The sequence below is a fragment of the Marinomonas ostreistagni genome (assembly GCF_016888445.1).
Classification (GTDB): domain Bacteria; phylum Pseudomonadota; class Gammaproteobacteria; order Pseudomonadales; family Marinomonadaceae; genus Marinomonas; species Marinomonas ostreistagni.
In genome coordinates, this window is the sequence record NZ_JAFEKF010000007.1 from 35,032 (window position 1) to 56,440 (window position 21,409).

Here is a 21,409-nt window from a genome sequence, read left to right on the forward strand (position 1 = left end):
AACGAACTTTTCGTAAGTATCAGCATCCTAGCTCTATCCACAGCAATTGGATGCATTTAACAACGTTAATTCTAGGAGCATTACATGAAGAAATTGCTTACGGCGTTTGTCGTTGCCTTACTACTACCGCTCACCTCTGCATGGGCGCAGGAGTACAGTGACGGCAATGGTTACACCACGATTAAAAATCCAGTGCGCACCGCCGATCCAGATAAAATCGAAGTGGTTGAGATCTTTTGGTATGGCTGCCCACACTGTAATGCGCTTGAGCCTTTGACCCAAGCGTGGAAGCAAGACCTTGCTGACGATGTCGACTTCAAATACATGCCAGCCGTATTTGGCCGTGGTTGGCTGGCGCACGCTAAAGCGTTTCACGTCGCGGACATTCTAGGCGTTGAAGAGCAATTACACAGCGATCTGTTCCATGCGATTCATCAAGAAGGTCGCCGTTTAAATAATGAAGATGACTTGGCCGAATTCTTTAGTAACTACGGCGTGTCAGAAGACGAGTTTAAAAAACAATTTAACTCTTTTGCGGTAAATAGCCGCTTGTCTCAAGCAGATGCTAAAATTAGAGCTTATGGCGCACGCGGTGTACCAGGTTTGATTGTTAACGGAAAATACTTGGTGACAGCCTCAACCGCTGGCGGCAATAATCGTATCTACGACGTTGTTGATTACCTGATTGAGCAAGAGCGTCAAAATCAATAGCTAAACATAAACAGGATATAGTATGGACTCAGCTCAGGATCAGCTAATACAAGCCCTACTTAAAGCCATTTCGCGAACCAGCATTTTGGCCGAAGGTAATAACCCTGAGCTGGATGCTTTGCTACAAAGCCTGCGTGCTAATGTCGCACGCACTCAAGACCCACAAGTGCTGCAGCGCGACCTGCAAGCGATTGAACCCTATGTCCTAAAGTTTGATGACGAACGCCTAGCCCACGCGCAGGCGTTTCGTAATCAACTGTTTGACCTACTTGATTCTCTCGATCAAATTCCAGGCAAACAAGTACCACTGCAACGCAAGAAGTTAGTACAGGCCGATATCCGTAGTCACTGGCAGTCTATCTCCCAATGGCCCACGCTTTTAGGTCAAACAGTCGAACTTCTTAATAGCACCCTAAGCCAAGACACAAATTCCACTAAACCCTCGTTTTTAGGACGTTTGTTTGGCAAAAAAACTGAGCGCCCCGCACTCACCTCTGACAACGACATCATGGCTCATGTCAGCCACACCCTGGCTGGATTGCTCTCGGACATTGCCTTACCGGATACCTACGAAGAGCAAATACTGGATATTAAGCAAGCCCTAACCGGCAACAGCAACTTACATCACTTACCCGCTTTGCTCGATGAGGTCATCAACTTGATTATGGTCGCAGTGGGTAAAACCCAAGCCGACCTCACTAGCTACCTAAACCAATTGAATGACCAGCTGGCCAGCATCAATGCCTCGATTGTGACCAACTACAAAGCGCAACGCGGCATGAGCAGTACACGCAAGGACTTCAATGAAACACTGCAAGACCACGTGACCAATACGCACACAGACGTACGTAACGCTACTAATCTGGACTCACTTAAAGGCTTAATTGATGAGCGCATGCACACCATCACCGAAGCCATGAAGCAATACCAGAGCAAAATGCTGGCGCAAGAAAAGCAAGCCGCGCAGTCAATTCATCACCTAAAAAACAAAGTCTCTAAAATGGAGCACGATGCGGCTACACTGCGCACACACATGCAACAAAAAGCCGCTCAAGCTCTAGCCGACTCACTCACAGGGCTACCGAACCGCGCCGCTTATCAAGAGACCATCTTTCCACTGCTGACCTCGGCAGCACAAAATCAATTACCTTTGTGTGTGGCCGTGTGCGATATCGACCACTTTAAAAACATCAATGACACTTGGGGACACTTGGCGGGAGACAAAGTGCTGCGCCTGATTCCACGCCAAATACAGGCGGAGCTTAAAAAAGAACATGTCATGTTCCGCTATGGCGGCGAAGAGTTTGTCATCGTCTTCCCGATGACCGATCTAGAAAAGGCTTATGCAATTTGTGAGCGAGTGCGTCAAGCAGTCGAAAAGACACCATTTAACGTTCATGGCGAGCCAATTTCTGTGTCAATATCCATTGGTGTCGCCCAATTTAATTACGTGGAATCTCACGACGACCTATTTAGCCGAGCCGATAAGCATCTTTACCAAGCCAAAGGACAAGGCCGGAATCAGGTTATTCGTGACAATTAGTCGGCTTTATCGTGCAACCAGAGCACAGTCACGGTTACAATAAGAGCAACTAATGAATCCCAGTCAATCGCCTACCTAAAGGTGTATTAGGAAAGAGATTATGCAAGACGATCAAAACACCACACATTTCGGATTTAAAGAAATTCCCGCTGACAAAAAAGTGGAAGCGGTGGCAGAAGTTTTCCACTCAGTCGCTGCCAAATACGACATTATGAATGACCTAATGTCGGGCGGTATTCACCGACTATGGAAACGCCACACCATTAGCCAATCTGGCGTACGTGCGGGCCAAAAAGTGCTCGACATTGCTGGCGGTACTGGCGATTTAACGATGAAGTTCTCTCGTCTTGTTGGTGCCTCAGGCCAAGTAGTGTTAGCAGACATCAATGACTCTATGCTTAAAGTGGGCCGCGACAAGCTGGCCAATAATGGCATCGTTGGCAATGTGCAGTATGTTCAAGCCAATGCCGAAGAGCTGCCTTTTCCAGACAATACCTTTGACTGCATTACAATCGCTTTTGGTCTACGCAACGTCACTGACAAGTCGAAGGCCCTAGCGTCAATGAATCGTGTATTAAAACCAGGTGGCCGCTTGCTGGTGCTAGAGTTTTCTAAGCCAGAAACCGAATGCCTTAGCCAAATTTACGACCAGTACTCGTTCCGCTTACTACCCTTCATGGGCAAAGTCATTGCCAACGATGCCGAAAGCTACCGTTACCTAGCAGAGTCGATCCGCATGCACCCAGATCAAGAAACTCTGAAGGGCATGATGGAAGAGGTAGGCTTTGAACGCGTTACTTACCAAAATATGACTGGCGGCATCGTCGCGCTACATAAGGGATTCAAATTTTAACCATGTGGAAAAACGCTACCCGCTCTCTGCGTATCGCAGCCACTGTGCTGCGCTACCGCTTGGATGTGTTTATTCCCATCCACCTATTGCCTTGGTATCTCAAATACACTGTCGGGATTCTGTTATCGCTAGGCCGCAAAGGTGCGATGCACAACCGCGGTGAGCGTCTGCGCTTAGCCTTAGAATCCCTCGGGCCAATATTCGTTAAATTCGGACAAATTCTGTCTACCCGCCGCGATTTATTACCTGACGACATCGCTGATGAGTTAGCGCGCCTACAAGACAAAGTCCCGCCCTTCTCTGGTGAGGTCGCTACCAAAATCATTGAAAGCGACCTTGGTGCAAGCGTTGACGATATTTTTGACGAGTTTGACCGCACGCCATTGGCCTCTGCATCGATCGCACAAGTTCATACGGCTACCCTAAAAACCGGTGAAGCTGTCGTAGTAAAGGTCATTCGTCCGAATATCGAAAAAACCATCCGCCAAGACATCAGCTTGCTATACATGCTAGCGCACTTAGTCGCTAAAACCAGCGCCGATGGCCGCCGACTGCGCCCTGTGGAAGTTGTTAAAGATTACGAATACACCATTCTAGATGAGCTCGATCTTGCTAAAGAAGCCGCCAATACTGGCTTATTACAGCGCAATTTCACCGATTCAGATTTACTATATGTACCGCAAATCTACTGGGACTACAGCCGTCGCCATGTCATGGTAATGGAGCGTATTTCTGGCATTCCAGTGGCCGACATCAGCGCCTTGAATGCTGCGGGTGTAAACATGAAAGTGTTGGCCGAACGCGGAGTGGAAATCTTCTTCACCCAAGTCTTTTCACACAGCTTTTTCCATGCGGATATGCACCCTGGCAATATTTTTGTCGACCCTTCTGACCCAGAGCGCCCCAAATACATTGCCATCGACTGTGCCATCATGGGTAGCCTAGACGATGCCGATAAAAACTACTTGGCACGTAATCTACTGGCGTTTTTTAAACGCGATTACCGTCAAGTTGCTGAGCTGCATGTGGAAAGTGGCTGGGTTCCAAAAGGCACTCCCGTGCACGCGTTTGAATCAGCGATTCGCAGTGTCTGTGAGCCGATGTTTGCCAAGCCGCTGAAAGAAATCTCGTTTGGACAAGTCCTACTTGGCCTGTTCCAAACGGCACGCCGCTTCAATATGGAAGTACAACCACAGTTAGTGCTACTTGAGAAAACGCTGCTTAACATCGAAGGTCTAGGGCGTCAGCTGTACCCAGACTTAGATCTTTGGGTGACTGCCAAGCCCTTCCTTGAGCGCTGGATGAGCGAACAAGTCGGCCCGCGCCGCTTGTTAGAAGAAGTGAAAAAACAAGCACCAGATTGGGCTGGACAACTGCCGCAGATTCCAAATCTCGTATTCTCCACTATGACGCACCTGTCACATCAGGAAGAGCGCATGCGCGAGCAAAACCAAGCCTTGGAATCATTGCGCAAAGAGTTACGCCGTTCGCGTCGTAATCAGCCTTTCAAGCTGCTTGGGGTACTTGCCCTAGCCAGCGCTTGGTTGACCACGGATTCTATTGCGCTAGAACATTTGGCAAAAGCAGATATATTGAGCTTGGTCCTATTTCTGGCCGGCATTTACCTGCTAGTATTAAAACCGTAACAGTAGAGAGACTATAATGAAAATTGATGTGTTGGCAGAACTTGCCACTACGTTAGAAGAACGCAAATCTGCGCCAGCCGATACTTCATACGTTGCTAGCCTGCATGCAAAAGGCCTCAACAAAATTCTTGAAAAAGTCGGTGAAGAAAGCGTAGAGACGATCATTGCCGCAAAAGATGCTGTCATTTCTGGTGACAAGCAAGACGTTATCTACGAAACTGCAGACCTTTGGTTCCACACATTAGTTATGCTGTCTCACCTAGACCTTGAGCCTCAAGCCATCCTAGATGAGCTGGCACGTCGCTTTAATTTATCTGGCCTAGAAGAAAAGGCCAACCGTACAAAGTAGGAGTACTACAATGGGTGTCAGTCCTTGGCAATTATTAATCGTCCTAGCGATCTTGATCTTAATCTTCGGTACCAAAAAACTGAAAAGCCTAGGCTCTGATCTAGGTGGTGCTGTGAAGGGATTTAAAGAAGCCGTCAATAACGACGAAGAGGACAAAAAAGACGGTCAGCAACAAGCTAAGACCATCGAAAACGATCCTAAAAAAGACGATAAGAGCGCCTAATCTGTGTTCGACATTGGCTTTGCAGAATTGCTGGTTGTATTCGTGGTCGGTTTGTTAATACTCGGCCCCGAGCGTTTACCTACCGCAGCGAAAACAGCTGGCTTATGGATTCGTAAAATCCGTCGTAGCATTCAGTCGGTTCAGCGTGAGATCAACGCGCAACTAGACCAAGAAGAGCTACAGCGCTCTATCAAAGAAACCAATGAGCGCATCATGCGTGAAACCGCAAAGTTTGAACAAGCAGCAGAAGCGGCCACTCAAACCTCTGCGACCTCAAGCACGAATACCCAAGCGGATCCGTCAAATGAGGCTAACTCGAGTGGTTCAACGCAAGATTCCGCTACGGCGAACGACCACCCACAGTCTCGCACTTAATCTGTATTCGGATAGGTCTACATGAGTCAAGAAGAATCTTCTCAAGCGCCACTGGTGGCGCATCTCGTTGAACTGCGCAATCGCTTATTAAAATCAGTACTGATTGTAGTGCTGATATTTGGCGGCCTTTACACGCTTGCCAACGAACTGTATCTGTTTATCTCTGAGCCCTTAAGAGCGCTACTTCCTGAAGGCAGCTCACTGATCGCGACCGAAGTCGCATCGCCATTCCTGGCCCCATTGAAGCTAACGTTTGCGTTAGCCTTTTTGATTGCCGTGCCTTATATCTTATTCCAAGTCTGGTCATTTATTGCACCGGCACTTTATAAAGAAGAAAAGAAAGTCGCCATTCCCTTACTGATCTCAAGCGTGATTTTGTTTTATTGCGGTGTCGCGTTTGCCTACTATGTGGTGTTGCCGTTGATCTTTGGCTTCTTCACGTCAGTCGGACCTGGCGAAGTCACGGTAATGACCGATATTAATCATTATCTCAACTTTGTATTGAAGTTGTTTTTTGCCTTTGGGGTAACCTTCGAGATTCCTGTCGCCACCTATTTGCTGGTCAAAGCAGGCGTCACTACGGTGGCCAATCTTTCTAAAAAACGCCCATACGTTTTCTTAGGCTGTTTTGTGGTGGGTATGCTGATCACACCACCCGATATTTTTTCACAGACTCTACTGGCGATTCCAATGTGGCTATTGTTTGAAGTGGGCTTACTGGCTGCCCGAACAGTGCCGGTTGAAGCAGAAGACGAAGAAGAAACTGAGGCGAGTAACGCCTAATCGGCTTTTCCCTCGGAAGCCGCAGCCCTACAAGGTGATACTCCTGTAGGAGCTCGGTTCCCGAGCGAAATATCCCACAGAAACCGCCCCCAGAGTATTAGTCCAACATAAAGGTCACAGGGCCGTCGTTGGTAAATTGAATCTGCATATCCGCACCGAAGCGACCTGTCTCAACTCTGTCATATTGCGCTTTGACCTTAGCCACAAAATCATTAAACAAGCGCTCCCCTTCAGCAGGCACTGCCGCACTTGAGAAGCCTGGACGCAGGCCTTTTTTCGTTTCCGCCGCCAAGGTGAACTGAGACACCAGCAAAACACCGCCGCCTACTTGCTGTACGTTTAGGTTCATCTTGCCATCTTCGTCACTGAACATACGGTACTTTAGTAGCTTGTCTGCTAGACGCTGGGTATCCGCTTCCGTGTCGCCACGCTCAATGCCCACTAGCACCATCTGCCCATGATCAATGGCACCGACTACTTCGCCGTCCACTTCGACTTTGGCGGCTAATGATCGCTGTACTAAGACTTTCATCTGTTCACTCCTATTACTTCATGCGCAGACTGTTCTACACAAATCACAGACAAAATAAAAGCGCCCGAAGGCGCTTTCATTCCGCTCAAGACCTTGCGGTCTATTTGCTGCTGCTCGATAACGTATTAGCGACCTGCGCGTTTACGCTCGTTTTCAGTCAACAATTTCTTACGTAGACGGATGCTCTCTGGTGTTACTTCTACCAGCTCATCGTCTTCGATAAACTCAAGCGCTTGCTCAAGTGTGTGGCGAACAGGTGGCGTTAGTGTCAACGCTTCGTCCGTACCAGAAGCACGTACGTTGGTCAGCTGTTTCGCTTTCGTCGGGTTAACCGTTAGGTCGTTAGCACGTGAGTGCAGACCGATGATTTGACCTTCGTATACTTCTTCGCCGTGACCTTTAAATAGACGACCACGATCTTGAAGGTTGAATAGGCCGTAAGACAATGTCTTACCTTTCACCATACTGATCAATACACCGTTTTGACGACCAGACATATCACCTTCTTTCACTGGACCGTAGTGGTCGAAGATAGAAGTCATGATACCTGAACCAGACGTCAGCGTTAGGAATAGACCACGGAAACCGATCAAGCCACGAGAAGGCACGATGAACTCAAGACGTACACGACCTTTACCGTCTGGCTCCATGTTAGTTAGCTCAGCTTTACGCAAGCCTAGCTCTTCCATGATCGCACCTTGGTGCTGCTCTTCTACGTCAATAACCACTTGCTCGTAAGGCTCTTGGATAACGCCATCAATTTCTTTCTGAACTACTTCAGGACGAGATACACCTAGCTCAAAACCTTCACGACGCATGTTTTCGATCAATACCGATAAGTGCAGCTCACCACGGCCTGATACGATGAATTTGTCAGGAGAATCACCTTGCACTACACGAAGTGCTACGTTGTGGATAAGCTCTTGGTCTAGACGGTCTTTAATGTTACGAGAAGTAACGAACTTACCTTCTTTACCAGCAAATGGTGAGTCGTTCACCATGAATGTCATGCTTACTGTTGGCTCATCAACGGTTAGCGTTGGTAGCGCTTCAACACAATCAGGGTTACATAGCGTGTCAGAGATCGCTAGACCATCGATACCTGTAATACATACGATATCACCCGCTGCCGCTTGCTCTGTGTCCACACGTTGTAGGCCATGGTAGCCCTTAACGTTTAGGATACGACCCTTACGCTCTTTACCATCACGTGATTTGATCACAACTTGCTGGTTTGGTGACAAAGTACCACGCGTGATACGGCCGATACCGATAACGCCTACGTAGCTGTCGTAGTCTAAGGCAGAAACCTGCATTTGGAACGGTGCTTCTGGGTCAACTTCTGGCACAGGCACGTTGTCGACGATCATTTGGTATAGTGGTTCCATGCTGTCTTCTAGCGCTTCTGGATCGTTACCAGATAAGCCGTTAAGAGCTGAAGCGTAGATCACAGGGAAGTCCAACTGCTCTTCTGTCGCACCAAGAGAGTCAAACAGGTCAAATACTTGATCCATTACCCAGTCAGGACGTGAGCCAGGACGATCAATCTTGTTGATAACAACGATTGGCTTAAGGCCACGCTCGAATGCTTTAGACGTTACGAAGCGAGTTTGCGGCATTGGGCCGTCCACTGCGTCAACCAATAGCAATACAGAGTCAACCATCGACATTACACGCTCTACTTCACCACCGAAGTCGGCGTGTCCAGGGGTGTCCACGATGTTGATGCGGTAGTCATTCCATTTAATAGCGGTGTTTTTCGCTAGGATGGTAATACCACGCTCTTTCTCTTGGTCGTTTGAGTCCATGATACGCTCAGAGCCTAGCTCTTTACGATCTAGCGTGCCTGACTGGCTTAGTAGCTGGTCAACAAGCGTTGTTTTACCATGGTCAACGTGCGCGATGATGGCAACGTTACGTAACTTACTGATATCAATAGACATTAATATTTCTCTGCATTTAGCGACAGGGAATGAGAGCGCCCAGACAAAGCGGGATAGCAGAATGCTGTCAGTCTTCTTGCTCTGCATTCGGAGTAAAATTCGCGCAATTGTACCTTTATCTTTGTGAACTTCCTATTAAGATCCACAAAAAATACAAAAAAAGTGCTGCAGTCAGGTCCAAAAATTGCTTTAGAAATTAGCTTTTCGGTGCCGTTACTTGCGTCCAAAACTGTGTTGCCAATCCACGCATCTTTTCCGATAGCACACTCATCTCATCACACGCTTTAGAATTCTCGCGACAGGTTTCGACGATCGTCGAGGTGACCGTCACCGCACTGGCAATACGCTTATTAATTTGCTGTACCGACTCGCTTTGCTGAGTCATCGCAGCAGCAGTCTGTAAGGCATTTTCATGGATTTGATTAAGCCCCTCACGCACCTTAGCAACAGAATGATCGACGTTAATCGACTGCTGATGGCTGTCTTCAACCGCTGCCACGGCCATTTCCATCTTGCCATAGGCATTATTCGAACCGATCTGAACGCGCTCAATCGCACTGATAATATCTTCCGTCGATTGATAAGTACGTGTTGCCAAGCTACGTACCTCGTCTGCTACTACCGCAAAACCACGCCCTTGCTCACCTGCTCGCGCCGCCTCGATAGCAGCATTAAGCGCCAATAAATTGGTTTGTTCGGCAACTTCTTGAATCACTTCTACCACGGAGCTGATTGCGGCACTGTCTTCTTTAAGCTTCGCCAACTCTTGATTGGCTTCTTTAATGTGATTGCGTACCGAGTCCATACTCGAGCGTGCCGTCGCGATGGCCTCTTGCCCCTCTTGCATCGCATCAGATGCTTGCTTGGTAACCTTGGTGCCATCGTGGGTTGCTTGGCTGACTTGCTCGACCGCGGATACCATTTCATCTGTCGCTTGCTCGATGGAGCTAAAATCTTGTGACAAACCATGCAGCGATTGCTCGCCGGCCAACACGCTATCGTGTACATGCTTCTGTTTCGCACGCAGCATTTCGGAAAAGTTTGTGATCCGCCCAAGTACCGCAGCGGTCTCACCACGCAAGCGCGTAAACGCTAAGCGTATAATCCCAGCTTCATCGGTACGTCCTGTATAAACATAGGCGGCCAGCGCGGAATCAGAAATGGTTCGCGCACGACGCACCGCTTCATTAAGGGGACGATAGTTAAACCAGGTCAATAACAGCAACACGGCAAACAGTGCACCATTAGTGAGCATCGCCATAGAAGCTGGCAAGGCAGTTATGCTCAGTACGGACAGAAACCCCATAAGCGTGGTCGTAAGACATTGTTTTTGAAGGAAGGACAAGCGAGGCGCTTGGGGCAGTTTGCTGTGCGGTTTGGAACTCGACTGCATACTGTCATAGAGCGCTTGAGCGCGAGCTTTAACTTCTGGCTCGGGCGCGCGGCGCACAGATTGGTATTCAACGGTTTTACCGTCTTTTTTGATCGGACTAGCGTAAGCATCAACCCAATAATGACTGCCATCCTTGCAGTTATTTTTAACAATCCCCATCCACGACTGCCCCGACTCAAGATGCTGCCACATATCTTGAAACGCAAGTTTCGGCATATCTGGATGGCGGATTACATTATGGTAATGATCAAGCAGCTCTTCTGACTCATAACCGCTGATGTTTTCAAATTCTTGATTGACATAGGTAATTGTACTGTCGAGCTGGGTAAGAGATAAGATATTGGAATGCTTATCCAGTAACCGCTCGGTTCCTTGTTGTGTATATGTCATGTCCTTGCCCTCAATAGTTGAGAAAGTGAGGGCAAGATTCTATCGCGCACAAACTAGGCTTTTTTGACCTAGATCAATTGCCTAATAATCAACCAATCTTACAAAACGGCTTTTAGATACATTTCATTACATTACCAATATAAACGTTAACTTTTGTAAAAAGTGTTACGGTAAGTAAACGCCTACATTTGCATACCCTTTCGACATCAAATGTGAAGCATGGATACGACTCATTACCCCTTTACCACAGTACAGTAAATACTGGGCGTCCTGATCTAATTCCGGCCATTTGGTGCCCAAAGTAAAGAAAGGAATATTAATAACTTGGCGCCCCGCCACTTTAATCGGCTTACGCTCCGCTTCATCAGGATGGCGAATATCAATGATGATTTCATCCGCTACCGGCATACGCACGATAGACACTTCGCCTTGGTATTGCTTTTCTACATCGGCTACCACATCCTGAATCGACATGACCTGAGCACTATTAACCGCACGCTCTAATACATCAAAATCAAAGCGCGACTCCTCACGCTCTACACGATGCATTTTGGCGCGCGTGGTTGGCTTCACCGAGATCACACCACAAAACTCCGGCATGCTTGCCGCAAACGGCGCTGTGCCGATTTCTTTGGCTTTATCAATAATCTCTTGCTTATTCATTGTTACCAATGGGCGCAACACCAACTCATCCGTTACTTGATCGATGACTTTTAAGTTAACCAGTGTCTGGCTCGATACTTGAGCCACGCTTTCACCGGTCACCAAGGCTTTGGCACTGACGCCTTCCATCACTTGCGAGGCCGCACGTAACATCATTCGTTTTAGCACCACACCCATTTCAGAGTTATCGACGTTGTTAAGAATTTCACCAACAACCTCTTCAAAAGGAATAGTAATGAACTTCACACCTAGCTTTGAGCCGTACTTTTCCCATAAGAAATGAGATACTTGCTTCACACCAATTTCATGGGCATCGCCGCCTAAGTTAAAGAAGCAGTAGTGGGTTTTCAGACCACGACTCATGGTTAAGAAGGAACTCACGGTAGAGTCATAACCACCTGAAATCAAAGACAATACTGAATCTTGCGAACCTAATGGGTAACCACCCAGCCCTTCAATGCGTTGCTCAATCATCCACACACGATTGTCACGAATATCGATCGGCACTAATACTTCTGGGTTTTTCAGGCGCACCGCTAAGGCACCACAACGGGCTTTAAGTGAACCGCCAATATGGCGCTCTGCTTCAACCGAGGTAAAGTCATGATTACCGACTCGCTTTACACGCACCGCGAAGATCGCATCCTTAAGAGCATCCCCATAAGACTTCACAGCCTCATCCACAATGCCATCTAAATCCGTCAACGCGAACTCGCGCACGTATTGGAAATGGGCAATACCGGTAATACAAGACAATGACTCGATAAACTCCGCCCGCAGATCATCGCGCTCAGATAGGACTTCGATAAAGTCCCAATTACCCGCGACGGTCACATTTTCATCATGATCGCGTAATACTAAGCGAATATTTTGGCGTAATTGTTTAACGAAGCCTTTGCGTACAGGGCGGCTCTTGATGGTAATCTCAGGGAAGAACTTAACAATAAATTTCATTGGGTGCGTATTTTTCGTACAGGTGACTTGAAAGGGCGCACAGTATAAAGCATACAGCACTGAAGCCAACCCCAAATAATTGCACCAAAACCAAACAAATACCGAGAAAATCGCACCATTTTGATACACAATATATTTCTCATGGACACATTAGTGTGCAGCGTTGGCGGCGCCAAGCCACATCCAACTCTCAACACACTGATTTAAAAGGACTTTTAACAGCGCCCAAAATTCTGGCACAACTTATGCTTTGTAATCCGGCATATACGCTTCATCTTGAAGCAACATTGAATTCCGAAAGAAATTTCGTTTAGACAACATTGGAGAACAAATATGTCAAACAAGACTCTTGGTTTGATCGCAGAGTACGACGTACGTTGGGTTGACCTTCGCTTCACAGACTTTAAAGGTAAAGAGCAGCACGTTACGATTCCTGCTTCAGAAGTAGATGAAGAATTCTTCGAAAACGGTCAAATGTTTGACGGTTCTTCTATCTCTGGTTGGAAAGGCATCAACGAGTCTGACATGATCATGTTGCCTGACGACGAAGCTTCTGTAATGGACCCTTTCACTGAAGAAGCGACTGTAATCGTTCGTTGTAACATCATCGAGCCTTCTACAATGCAAGGTTACGACCGTGACCCACGCTCTGTAGCACTACGCGCTGAAGAGTTCCTAAAATCTACTGGCCTAGGTGACACTGCGTTCTTCGGCCCAGAGCCAGAATTCTTTATCTTCGACGACGTTAAATGGCACGCAGACATGTCTGGCTGTGGCGTTGAAATCAACTCTGAAGAAGCAGCTTGGTCTTCTAACAAGTCTTTCGAAGGCGGCAACACTGGTCACCGTCCACGCGTTAAAGGCGGTTACTTCCCAGTACCACCAGTTGACTCTCACCATGAAATCCGTGCAGCTATGTGTAACGCAATGGAAGCAATGGGTCTTGCTGTTGAAGTACACCACCACGAAGTTGCGACTGCTGGTCAAAACGAAATCGGTGTTAAATTCAACACACTAGTTAAGAAAGCCGACGAAGTTCAAATCCTTAAGTACTGTGTACACAACGTTGCACACGCTTACGGCAAAACAGCTACATTCATGCCTAAACCAATCGTTGGTGACAACGGTACTGGCATGCACGTTCACCAATCTTTCTGGAAAGGTGGCGAAAACCAATTCGCTGGTGATCAGTACGCTGGTCTATCTGAAATGGCACTGTACTACATCGGTGGTATCATCAAGCACGCTAAAGCTTTGAACGCGTTCACCAACGCTTCAACTAACTCTTACAAGCGTCTTGTACCAGGCTTCGAAGCACCAGTTATGCTTGCTTACTCTGCACGTAACCGCTCTGCTTCTATCCGTATCCCATACGTTTCATCACCAAAAGGTAAGCGTATCGAAGCTCGTTTCCCTGATCCAACCGCGAACCCATACCTATCATTCGCAGCAATGCTAATGGCTGGTATCGACGGTATCAAAAACAAGATTCACCCTGGCGATGCTGCAGATAAAGACCTTTACGATCTTCCACCAGAAGAAGGTAAATTGATCCCGACTGTTGCTAGCAGCCTTGAAGAAGCACTTGCTTGCCTAGATGCTAACCGTTCTTTCCTAACGGAAGGCGGCGTATTCTCTGACGACATGATCGATGCTTACATCGAACTTAAGCAAGCAGAAGTTGAAAAAGTAAACATGACAACTCACCCAATTGAGTTCGACCTTTACTACAGCTGCTAATTAGGCAAACGCCGATATTTAGACAAAAAAGTCCTGACCTAAGTTAGGGCTTTTTTTTGCGCCGAAAAAAGACAAAAAATACCATTTTGCACCATAATGGAGCATGCTTAAGTACTAACTATGTGAAAAGCCTAGATAAATTGTCGCCTCACGAATTGCCCAATGTTGGTTCGCTTTTTGCAAAGCAACTAAACGAAGTTTGTGCAGTGTTGCGCCAATCTCTGGCAAACATCCTGTCACACCTAAGAACCAAGAGGCCTGTCTTGTGTACAGTTTACTGATCGACCATTTATCCACTGCAGTTTTACAGCTCAACCGTGAGCTCTGTATTGAATACCTTAACCCTTCTGCAGAGATGATGCTGGAGGTCAGTCGACGTCGAATTTATGGCCAGGACTTAAGTGCTGCCCTGAGCGAGGACGATGAAAGCCGTGCCGCGCTCGTCGCTGCCATTCAATCTGGTCATGCCTTTACCAAACGTGAAGCCGAAGTGACACTCACCACCGGTAAGGTAGTGCTTTGTGATTACAACGTCACACCAGTCATGGGCGCCTTAAACAATACCGATAGTTTGCTGATTGAATTACACCCGCGTGATCGCATGAAGCGCATCTCCCAGGAAGACGAACTGATTGCCAATCACCAAACCAGTAAAGAACTAGTCCGCGGCTTAGCCCACGAAATCAAAAACCCATTGGGTGGCATTCGTGGTGCCGCGCAACTGATCAGTCGCGTATTTGATGATGAAGGCCTAAAAGACTACACCCAAGTCATCATCGAAGAATCCGACCGCTTGCGTGATCTGGTGGATCGTTTGCTCGGGCCGCGCCAATTACCTCAATATCAACCGGTGAATATTCACCGCGTCACCGAGCGGGTCAACCAACTGATTAGCGTTGAGTCCGGTGAGCACATCAAAATAGTTCGTGATTACGACCCAAGCATTCCCGATTTAATCGGCGATGAAGATCAGCTGATTCAGTCCGTGCTAAACGTCATGCGCAACGCCATGCAGGCATTGCTCAATCAAGAAGACAATCACGATAAACAAATTACCGTCTCTACACGTACCTTGCGCCAATTCACCATCGGTGCCAAACGTCATCGTTTAGTATGCCGTGTCAGCATCACCGACAACGGTCCAGGTATACCAGAAAGCCTTTTAAAAACACTGTTTTACCCCATGGTTAGCGGCCGTGCCGATGGCACTGGCCTTGGCTTATCCATTGCACAATCCGTCGTTCACCAACATAACGGCATCATTGAGTGCAACAGCCAACCACAATGTACAGAATTTAACATCCTAATACCGATCGAACAGTCGGTAGCAGGCTAGGAGGAACACATGTCACAACAAGAAACTGTTTGGATCGTCGACGATGATCGCTCAATCCGTTGGGTGCTCGAAAAAACATTAGAGCAAGAAGGCATCAACTGCCGCTTGTTCGAGTCGGCCGAAGCCCTAGCCAACATGATCGGTAAAGAGCAACCGACCGTCATCATCAGCGATATCCGCATGCCTGGCATGGACGGTCTAACGCTGCTTAGTCAATTACAGCAAGAGCATCCCTACATCCCAGTGATCATTATGACGGCCCACTCTGATCTTGAGAGTGCGGTAGCGTCTTACCAAGGCGGCGCGTTCGAATATCTACCAAAGCCTTTTGATGTAGAAGAAGCGGTCAGCTTGATTAAGCGGGCGATTTTGCACCATAACAAGTCCAAGCCTGAGACGATTGTTGAGCTAGATGAGCCGCTGGCACAGACCGAAATCATCGGCGAAGCGCCAGCCATGCAGGAAGTTTTTCGTGCTATTGGCCGCTTAGCAAATTCTAACATTACGGTATTAATTAATGGTGAATCGGGTACTGGTAAAGAGCTAGTCGCACAAGCCCTGCACCGCCATAGCCCACGCTCAGCCAATCCATTTATTGCGTTAAACATGGCAGCCATTCCACATGACCTAATTGAATCAGAGCTATTTGGTCATGAAAAAGGTGCTTTCACAGGAGCCAACACACAACGCCGAGGGCGCTTTGAACAAGCCAATGGCGGCACCCTATTTCTTGATGAAATCGGTGACATGCCCGCCGAAACGCAAACACGCTTGCTGCGCGTACTGGCCGATGGCGAATTTTATCGCGTCGGAGGGCACACACCCGTGAAAGTAGACGTGCGTATTATTGCGGCCACGCACCAAGATCTAGAAGGTCTCGTTACCAAGGGAGCCTTCCGAGAAGACTTATTTCACCGCTTGAATGTCATCCGTATCCACTTACCGAAACTGGCCGAGCGCCGCGAAGACATTCCCAAGCTTGCTCGTCACTTCTTAAGCCGAGCGGCTGAAGAGTTGCATGTGGAGCCCAAAACACTCACCAAAGACACTGAAAATTACATGAGTCGTTTGGATTGGCCGGGGAACGTGCGCCAGCTGGAGAACACCTGTCGTTGGCTGATTGTCATGGCGTCTGGGCGCGAAGTATTAGTAGAAGACTTACCGCCTGAGCTGATTAACACACCGCCATCAGAGCAACCATTTGGCTCGTGGGAAGACGCCCTAAAAAACTGGGTCGACAGTGCGCTCACCAGTGGTCAAAAAGGCATTCTCGAACAAGCAGTACCTAAGTTCGAACGCATCATGATCGAAACCGCCCTTAAGCATACCGCTGGGCGCCGCCGTGATGCCTCATTATTACTTGGTTGGGGCCGCAATACCCTAACCCGTAAGATCAAAGAATTGGGAATTGATAACCTCGATAGCGACGACGATTAATACGACGCCCTGCTCATGGCTGCGAAGCGTTACCGCGGCCATGAGTTTTTTCTGCTCTGCCCTTGCTTTTGCCCTACCCTTGCCCTACTAATGGTATGAGAACTCGCTCTTATATCGAAGGAATTTGCTATGTATCTAACTCTTGAGTCCATGGGCATTACCAGCTACGACAACATCGAAAAATACACCTTGCGCTATGAAGGTGGCTTTGACGTGCTCAAAATATACTACCGTCGCGAAAAAGGCTCGTTACTGTCGAAAAGCAAAAAATTCAAGTTTGGACGTGCCACCCGCACGGTTTTAGCCGATGGCGGCACCCAGCAATACCGTGAAATCAGCGAACCTTCATTGGTGGTGTTGCGCGCCGTCGACGAGCTCAGTCAATTACTCGGCCAAGAGCATGATAGCCAGCCTAGTAAAGAAGAGCTATTGCAAGAGCTTGAGCACCTTGAACGCGTTGTTTCGCAAAAAGTGGCAGAAATTAAAGACAAAATCGAAAAAATGTCCTAATTCCTCCAAAACGGCCATATCTCCTATGGCCGTCTTTGGGCGAACTCGCTACACTGCCAGCGATTTTTGATTGGAGATACTTTATGCTGATTACGTCTGATGCGACCGAAGTCGCTGCGATCTTGCGTGATGGCGGTGTAGTGGCTTACCCCACCGAAGCGGTTTGGGGCTTAGGTTGTGATCCGTTTAATAAAGCGGCGGTAGAACGCATCTTAACGCTCAAGTCTCGTCCTGTAGAAAAAGGGCTTATCTTGGTTGCAGGCGCCGCCCAGCACTTAGAGCCTTGGCGCGAGATTTTAGAATACCCTGCGTTTACACGCCTGATCGAAGTCACCGAGCGCCCCACTTCTTGGGTGGTACCCGATACCCTAATCACCCCAGACTGGGTACGCGGCCAGCACTCAGGCGTAGCGATTCGTTTGAGCCAGCATGAGCCTGTACAAACCCTTTGCATGGCCTACAACGGTGTACTTGTTTCAACCTCTGCCAACCCTGCAGGGCTTGAGCCAGCACGCTCTAAAGAAGAAGTAATGACTTACTTTAGTGACCAGCTAGACGCTATTTATGACGCTCCACTGGGCACTGCTGAGCAGCCTTCACAGGTACTCGACTTAATGACTGGCAAGCAGTTTCGCGCTTAGCAAGCTCACTCTAACAAGCGCTCAACTTCGACTAATTGCGCCGACAGCGGCTCAGCCAAACGACGCTTTAGATAGGCTGTGGTTTCTGGGTAAGGATGCCCAATCGCCAGCGCGTGACCATACTTATGCGCCTTTGCTAGCAGGCGTTCAAATTGTTGATTGATCGCTTCGTCAGTACGCACATTGTCTAAAAACACATCCCGCGTCAGGGTTTTAACACCACGCTCTTTTGCTGTCTGATAAGCCACGCTGTCAGCACTGGTCAAACTGTCGATAAAAAACAGTGAACGCTCCGCCATAATGTCCATCACCCAGTTCATATGGTCTGGACGCGTGGTCAGCAAACTCCCCATATGATTATTAGCGCCACGCACATGGGGGACATTATCAAGATCTGTGCGCAGGGCTTGCTTGAACGCTTGCTCATCCATGGATTGATACAAACCACCGGGCCCTAGTTTCAGAGCGCGTTGATTCTCCATCGGTGCATGTAAGATCGTTGCGCGCTGCTGCAAGTAAGCCTTATGAGCCGCTTTTTTGGCGTACGGCGTTTCTGGCAAAATGGCCAACACCACCTGCAGCGGCAACGCCAAGGTTTCTTCCATACCACGTCGGTTGTAGCCGACATCATCAATCACAATCGCGATTTCTGGTACGGGCGGTAGCTGATCCATCTCTGATACGTGATGACTTGGTACGCGCTTAGGCCCATCAGAGAGCACTGGCTCTGGCTGTTTAAACAATGGTGGCCAATCGATTTTATCGTCCGTCACGGGAGATAAATAAGGGTAGCGTGGTGCCTGTTCAGGGGACGCTGACTCTAACACAGGAAACGGGAAGTCCTCTGCCGCTTGCTCCACAGAAGGCAAGTCAGACGCTTGGGCGCCACTTAAAAAAGACGCCAGCACAAGGCTGGCGCAAAAAGAGTGTATTGCTCGTTGTCGCATTATCGAACCAAAAATTGCTGCATACTCTGTAAAACAGACAATGCTTGAAACAACTGGAAGTCACTGCCCGCCAGTTCATTCAATGTGTTATTAACATCGGAACTGGTACGTTCCTTACCACCAGTGCCATTACCTAGATGGCCTTTGAGCTCCGCTTCTTTAATAAAGAAACCGCCCTTTTCAACTTCCACTTTCGCTTGCGGAATCACCATATCTGGCATGATCCCTTGCGCTTGAATAGAGCGCCCATTTGGCGTGTAGTAGAGTGCCGTGGTCAATTTCACTGCCGCGCCAGTGGTCAGCGGTACAACGGTCTGCACTGAGCCTTTACCAAAGGTTTCGGTACCCAAGATCATGCCACGCTGGTGATCTTGAATCGCACCCGCTAAGACTTCTGATGCTGAAGCAGAGCCTTCATTGACGAGCACCACCAACGGAACATCCGGTAGCAACGTGGTCTCGCTCGACGCTCTAAACTCACTTTTAGAATACTCATGACGACCGTCGGTATACACAATCAGACCATCACTGACTAAGGTATCCACGATGGCGACCGCACTTTGTAACACGCCACCTGGGTTATTACGCAGATCTAGAATTAAGCCATTGACCACCGCTTCTTGTTTAAGCTGATCAATTTGCTCTTGGAACTGCTCATCGGAGTTGCTTAAAAACTGGCTAATACGTACATAAGCGATGCCGTTACCAAGCCATTTTGAGCGCACACTGTTGTCTTCGATTTGAGCACGCTTTACCGCAAAGGTTTTAATCTCGCCATCACGGTCAATATCCAAATTAACGCTCGAGCCATCTTTACCGCGCATCAGGGTCACAACTTCTTGCAAGCTCATGCCCGACACCACTTTATCATCGATGCGAATAATAACGTCACCGGCTTTGATACCCGCCTTAGCGGCCGGCGAATCATCGACGGGGGAGACCACGGTTAACTTATTATCCACCATCTCCACTTCAACGCCGATGCCAGCGTATTGGCCAGAGGTATGCTCATCAAAGTCTTGTACTTCCTGCTCAGTTAAATACTCTGAGTGTGGATCCAGTGCTGACACCATGCCCTTGAGCGCTTTATTTAAAATCGCTTGATCATCCAGCTCTTTGACATAACCTGCACTAATGGTTTCAAAGGTCTCAACAAACGTCTGAATTTCATTTAATGGGACCGTGGCAGGCTCACGCTCTGGGGCTGCCCAAACGGTATGAGACAGTGCGACCCCTAGGCCCAACACCATATAACGCTTCAAACCTAGCATACTGTATTCCTTTTAAATTAAGAGCCTGACTAGCTTTTACTTAGCCATCTAAGCGCGGCAATAGGTTCACCATTGTGACGAATCGCGAAGAATAACGCCGGAATCGCACGGCCACCTGAACTGCCTGCAGTTGCAATAGTATCGTTGGCGTTAACCCATTCACCGACATCTTTAAGCAAACTCTGGTTGTAGCCGTACAAAGACATATAACCACCACCGTGGTCGAGAATGATTAAGAAGCCAAAACCACGCATCCAATCAGCAAATACCACACGGCCATGATGTACCGCACGCACCGCATCTCCAGTATCAGCTGCTAAGGTTACGCCCCCTAGATTCACCTGAGCATTAGTAGAAAGCTCTCTAATCTTTGATAATGGCGGGATTAACTTACCTTTTTGTGCAGCAAACGGGGTATCTTGGTCAGGAATGCGTACATCTGCCAACGCCTTCTCAAGCTGCTTAAGCAGCGCTTGCATTTGCGCTTGATCTTTTTGCAACTGCTGAGCTTTTCGATCACCGGAACTTAAATCGGTTTCAATTTTCGCTAATAATTTTTTACGCTGCGCCTGTTCTTGCTCCACTCGACGCTGCTGCTTGGTTAACTCTTCTTGCTCTTGAATCATCTGCGCGCGCTGGCTGCGGATACTTTTTTCCACTAAATTCAGTTCACTCGCTTGCGCAGCATAACCATTAATCAAAGATTGGCGGGCATTAGAAAAATAACGATTGTAATGAATCAAGCGCATCGATTCATCAGCGGGGAGATCATTCAGTAGGTACTGTAAGCCTTCTTCACTGCCAGAACGATAAACCGCCCGTAATTGGGCGGCTATCTGTGCATTTTGCTGTTGAATGCTACGCTGCAAATCGCGTTGCTGTACTTGCAGATCCTCCAACTGAGCGGCGCCCTGTTTAAGGCTTTGCTGCAGTTCAAGAATACGCTTGGACAAATCTTGGATGACCTGCTCTTTACCTTCTAGTTGTTGCTCCACACTAGAACGCTCATCCTTCAGGTCTTCAAGCCAACCATTAAGTTCTTTAAGGTCGTCTTTTAGGGCTTCGATTTGTGCACGCGCCTCTTCTGGGGTTTGTGGCTCTGCCGCCCAGCTTACGCTGGACAACAATGCCATCATCAACAGCAGACAGGCTTTTAGTCCCATAGGGAT

General features: G+C 48.1%; 20 protein-coding genes. 13 read left to right on the forward strand and 7 right to left on the reverse strand.

What is annotated here, in order from left to right:
• Positions 1–84: 84 nt before the first annotated feature.
• The 8 genes from JQX58_RS14365 to tatC all read left to right on the forward strand — a co-directional run bounded on the left by JQX58_RS14365 (position 85) and on the right by tatC (position 6,483).
• Positions 85–711 carry a thiol:disulfide interchange protein DsbA/DsbL gene (locus tag JQX58_RS14365; protein WP_204147545.1) on the forward strand — a complete coding sequence of 209 codons (627 nt, stop codon included), beginning with the start codon at positions 85–87 and terminating at the stop codon, positions 709–711.
• Positions 712–733: 22 nt separating this feature from the next.
• Positions 734–2,254, forward strand: coding sequence for a GGDEF domain-containing protein (locus JQX58_RS14370; RefSeq protein ID WP_204147546.1), 1,521 nt, complete (start codon positions 734–736; stop codon positions 2,252–2,254).
• Between the two features lie 100 nt (positions 2,255–2,354).
• On the forward strand, positions 2,355–3,107 hold the full coding sequence (gene ubiE, locus JQX58_RS14375; protein ID WP_239090372.1) for a bifunctional demethylmenaquinone methyltransferase/2-methoxy-6-polyprenyl-1,4-benzoquinol methylase UbiE: 753 nt from the start codon (positions 2,355–2,357) through the stop codon (positions 3,105–3,107).
• A 2-nt stretch (positions 3,108–3,109) separates the two neighbouring features.
• On the forward strand, positions 3,110–4,753 hold the full coding sequence (ubiB, locus tag JQX58_RS14380; RefSeq protein ID WP_204147547.1) for a ubiquinone biosynthesis regulatory protein kinase UbiB: 1,644 nt from the start codon (positions 3,110–3,112) through the stop codon (positions 4,751–4,753).
• Between the two features lie 16 nt (positions 4,754–4,769).
• Positions 4,770–5,102: a phosphoribosyl-ATP diphosphatase gene (locus tag JQX58_RS14385; protein ID WP_204147548.1), complete on the forward strand. Its 333-nt coding sequence runs from the start codon at positions 4,770–4,772 to the stop codon at positions 5,100–5,102.
• 10 nt (positions 5,103–5,112) lie between these two features.
• Complete coding sequence (gene tatA / locus JQX58_RS14390) at positions 5,113–5,325, forward strand: twin-arginine translocase TatA/TatE family subunit (protein WP_204147549.1); 213 nt, start codon at positions 5,113–5,115, stop codon at positions 5,323–5,325.
• A gap of 3 nt (positions 5,326–5,328) precedes the next feature.
• The gene (gene tatB / locus JQX58_RS14395) at positions 5,329–5,700 is read left to right on the forward strand and encodes a Sec-independent protein translocase protein TatB (protein ID WP_204147550.1); all 372 of its coding nucleotides are present in this window, start codon (positions 5,329–5,331) and stop codon (positions 5,698–5,700) included.
• Positions 5,701–5,721: 21 nt separating this feature from the next.
• A complete protein-coding gene (tatC, locus tag JQX58_RS14400) occupies positions 5,722–6,483 on the forward strand; it encodes a twin-arginine translocase subunit TatC (protein WP_204147551.1) in 762 nt (253 codons plus the stop codon).
• A 97-nt stretch (positions 6,484–6,580) separates the two neighbouring features.
• Here tatC and dtd read toward each other — a convergent pair whose 3' ends face one another.
• From dtd to thiI, 4 genes are all read right to left on the reverse strand, one after another.
• Positions 6,581–7,015, reverse strand: a complete 435-nt coding sequence (dtd, locus tag JQX58_RS14405; RefSeq protein WP_204147552.1) for a D-aminoacyl-tRNA deacylase — start codon at positions 7,013–7,015, stop codon at positions 6,581–6,583.
• A 125-nt stretch (positions 7,016–7,140) separates the two neighbouring features.
• Positions 7,141–8,958 carry a translational GTPase TypA gene (gene typA, locus JQX58_RS14410; RefSeq protein ID WP_204147553.1) on the reverse strand — a complete coding sequence of 606 codons (1,818 nt, stop codon included), beginning with the start codon at positions 8,956–8,958 and terminating at the stop codon, positions 7,141–7,143.
• A gap of 196 nt (positions 8,959–9,154) precedes the next feature.
• Complete coding sequence (locus JQX58_RS14415) at positions 9,155–10,741, reverse strand: methyl-accepting chemotaxis protein (protein WP_204147554.1); 1,587 nt, start codon at positions 10,739–10,741, stop codon at positions 9,155–9,157.
• Positions 10,742–10,906: 165 nt separating this feature from the next.
• A complete protein-coding gene (thiI, locus tag JQX58_RS14420) occupies positions 10,907–12,358 on the reverse strand; it encodes a tRNA uracil 4-sulfurtransferase ThiI (RefSeq protein ID WP_204147555.1) in 1,452 nt (483 codons plus the stop codon).
• 333 nt (positions 12,359–12,691) lie between these two features.
• Here thiI and glnA point away from each other — a divergent pair, with 333 nt between their 5' ends.
• From glnA to tsaC, 5 genes are all read left to right on the forward strand, one after another.
• On the forward strand, positions 12,692–14,098 hold the full coding sequence (gene glnA, locus JQX58_RS14425) for a glutamate--ammonia ligase (protein WP_204147556.1): 1,407 nt from the start codon (positions 12,692–12,694) through the stop codon (positions 14,096–14,098).
• 265 nt (positions 14,099–14,363) lie between these two features.
• Entirely contained in the window at positions 14,364–15,434 is a 1,071-nt protein-coding gene (gene glnL, locus JQX58_RS14430; RefSeq protein ID WP_204147557.1) for a nitrogen regulation protein NR(II), read from the forward strand.
• 9 nt (positions 15,435–15,443) lie between these two features.
• Positions 15,444–16,871 carry a nitrogen regulation protein NR(I) gene (gene ntrC / locus JQX58_RS14435; RefSeq protein ID WP_204147558.1) on the forward strand — a complete coding sequence of 476 codons (1,428 nt, stop codon included), beginning with the start codon at positions 15,444–15,446 and terminating at the stop codon, positions 16,869–16,871.
• A 129-nt stretch (positions 16,872–17,000) separates the two neighbouring features.
• Positions 17,001–17,381 (forward strand): DUF3461 family protein, encoded by a 381-nt coding sequence (locus JQX58_RS14440; RefSeq protein ID WP_204147559.1) that lies wholly within the window; start codon positions 17,001–17,003, stop codon positions 17,379–17,381.
• An 83-nt stretch (positions 17,382–17,464) separates the two neighbouring features.
• The gene (gene tsaC / locus JQX58_RS14445; protein WP_204147560.1) at positions 17,465–18,022 is read left to right on the forward strand and encodes an L-threonylcarbamoyladenylate synthase type 1 TsaC; all 558 of its coding nucleotides are present in this window, start codon (positions 17,465–17,467) and stop codon (positions 18,020–18,022) included.
• Positions 18,023–18,027: 5 nt separating this feature from the next.
• On the opposite strand, the gene JQX58_RS14450 is transcribed toward tsaC, so the two are convergent.
• The 3 genes from JQX58_RS14450 to JQX58_RS14460 are packed head-to-tail and all read right to left on the reverse strand — an operon-like array spanning position 18,028 to position 21,403.
• Positions 18,028–18,969 carry a divergent polysaccharide deacetylase family protein gene (locus JQX58_RS14450; protein WP_204147561.1) on the reverse strand — a complete coding sequence of 314 codons (942 nt, stop codon included), beginning with the start codon at positions 18,967–18,969 and terminating at the stop codon, positions 18,028–18,030.
• Complete coding sequence (locus tag JQX58_RS14455; RefSeq protein ID WP_204147562.1) at positions 18,969–20,240, reverse strand: S41 family peptidase; 1,272 nt, start codon at positions 20,238–20,240, stop codon at positions 18,969–18,971. Before JQX58_RS14455 ends, JQX58_RS14450 begins: the two co-directional genes overlap by 1 nt.
• A gap of 29 nt (positions 20,241–20,269) precedes the next feature.
• Positions 20,270–21,403, reverse strand: a complete 1,134-nt coding sequence (locus JQX58_RS14460; RefSeq protein WP_204147563.1) for a murein hydrolase activator EnvC family protein — start codon at positions 21,401–21,403, stop codon at positions 20,270–20,272.
• Between the last annotated feature and the right edge of the window lie 6 nt (positions 21,404–21,409).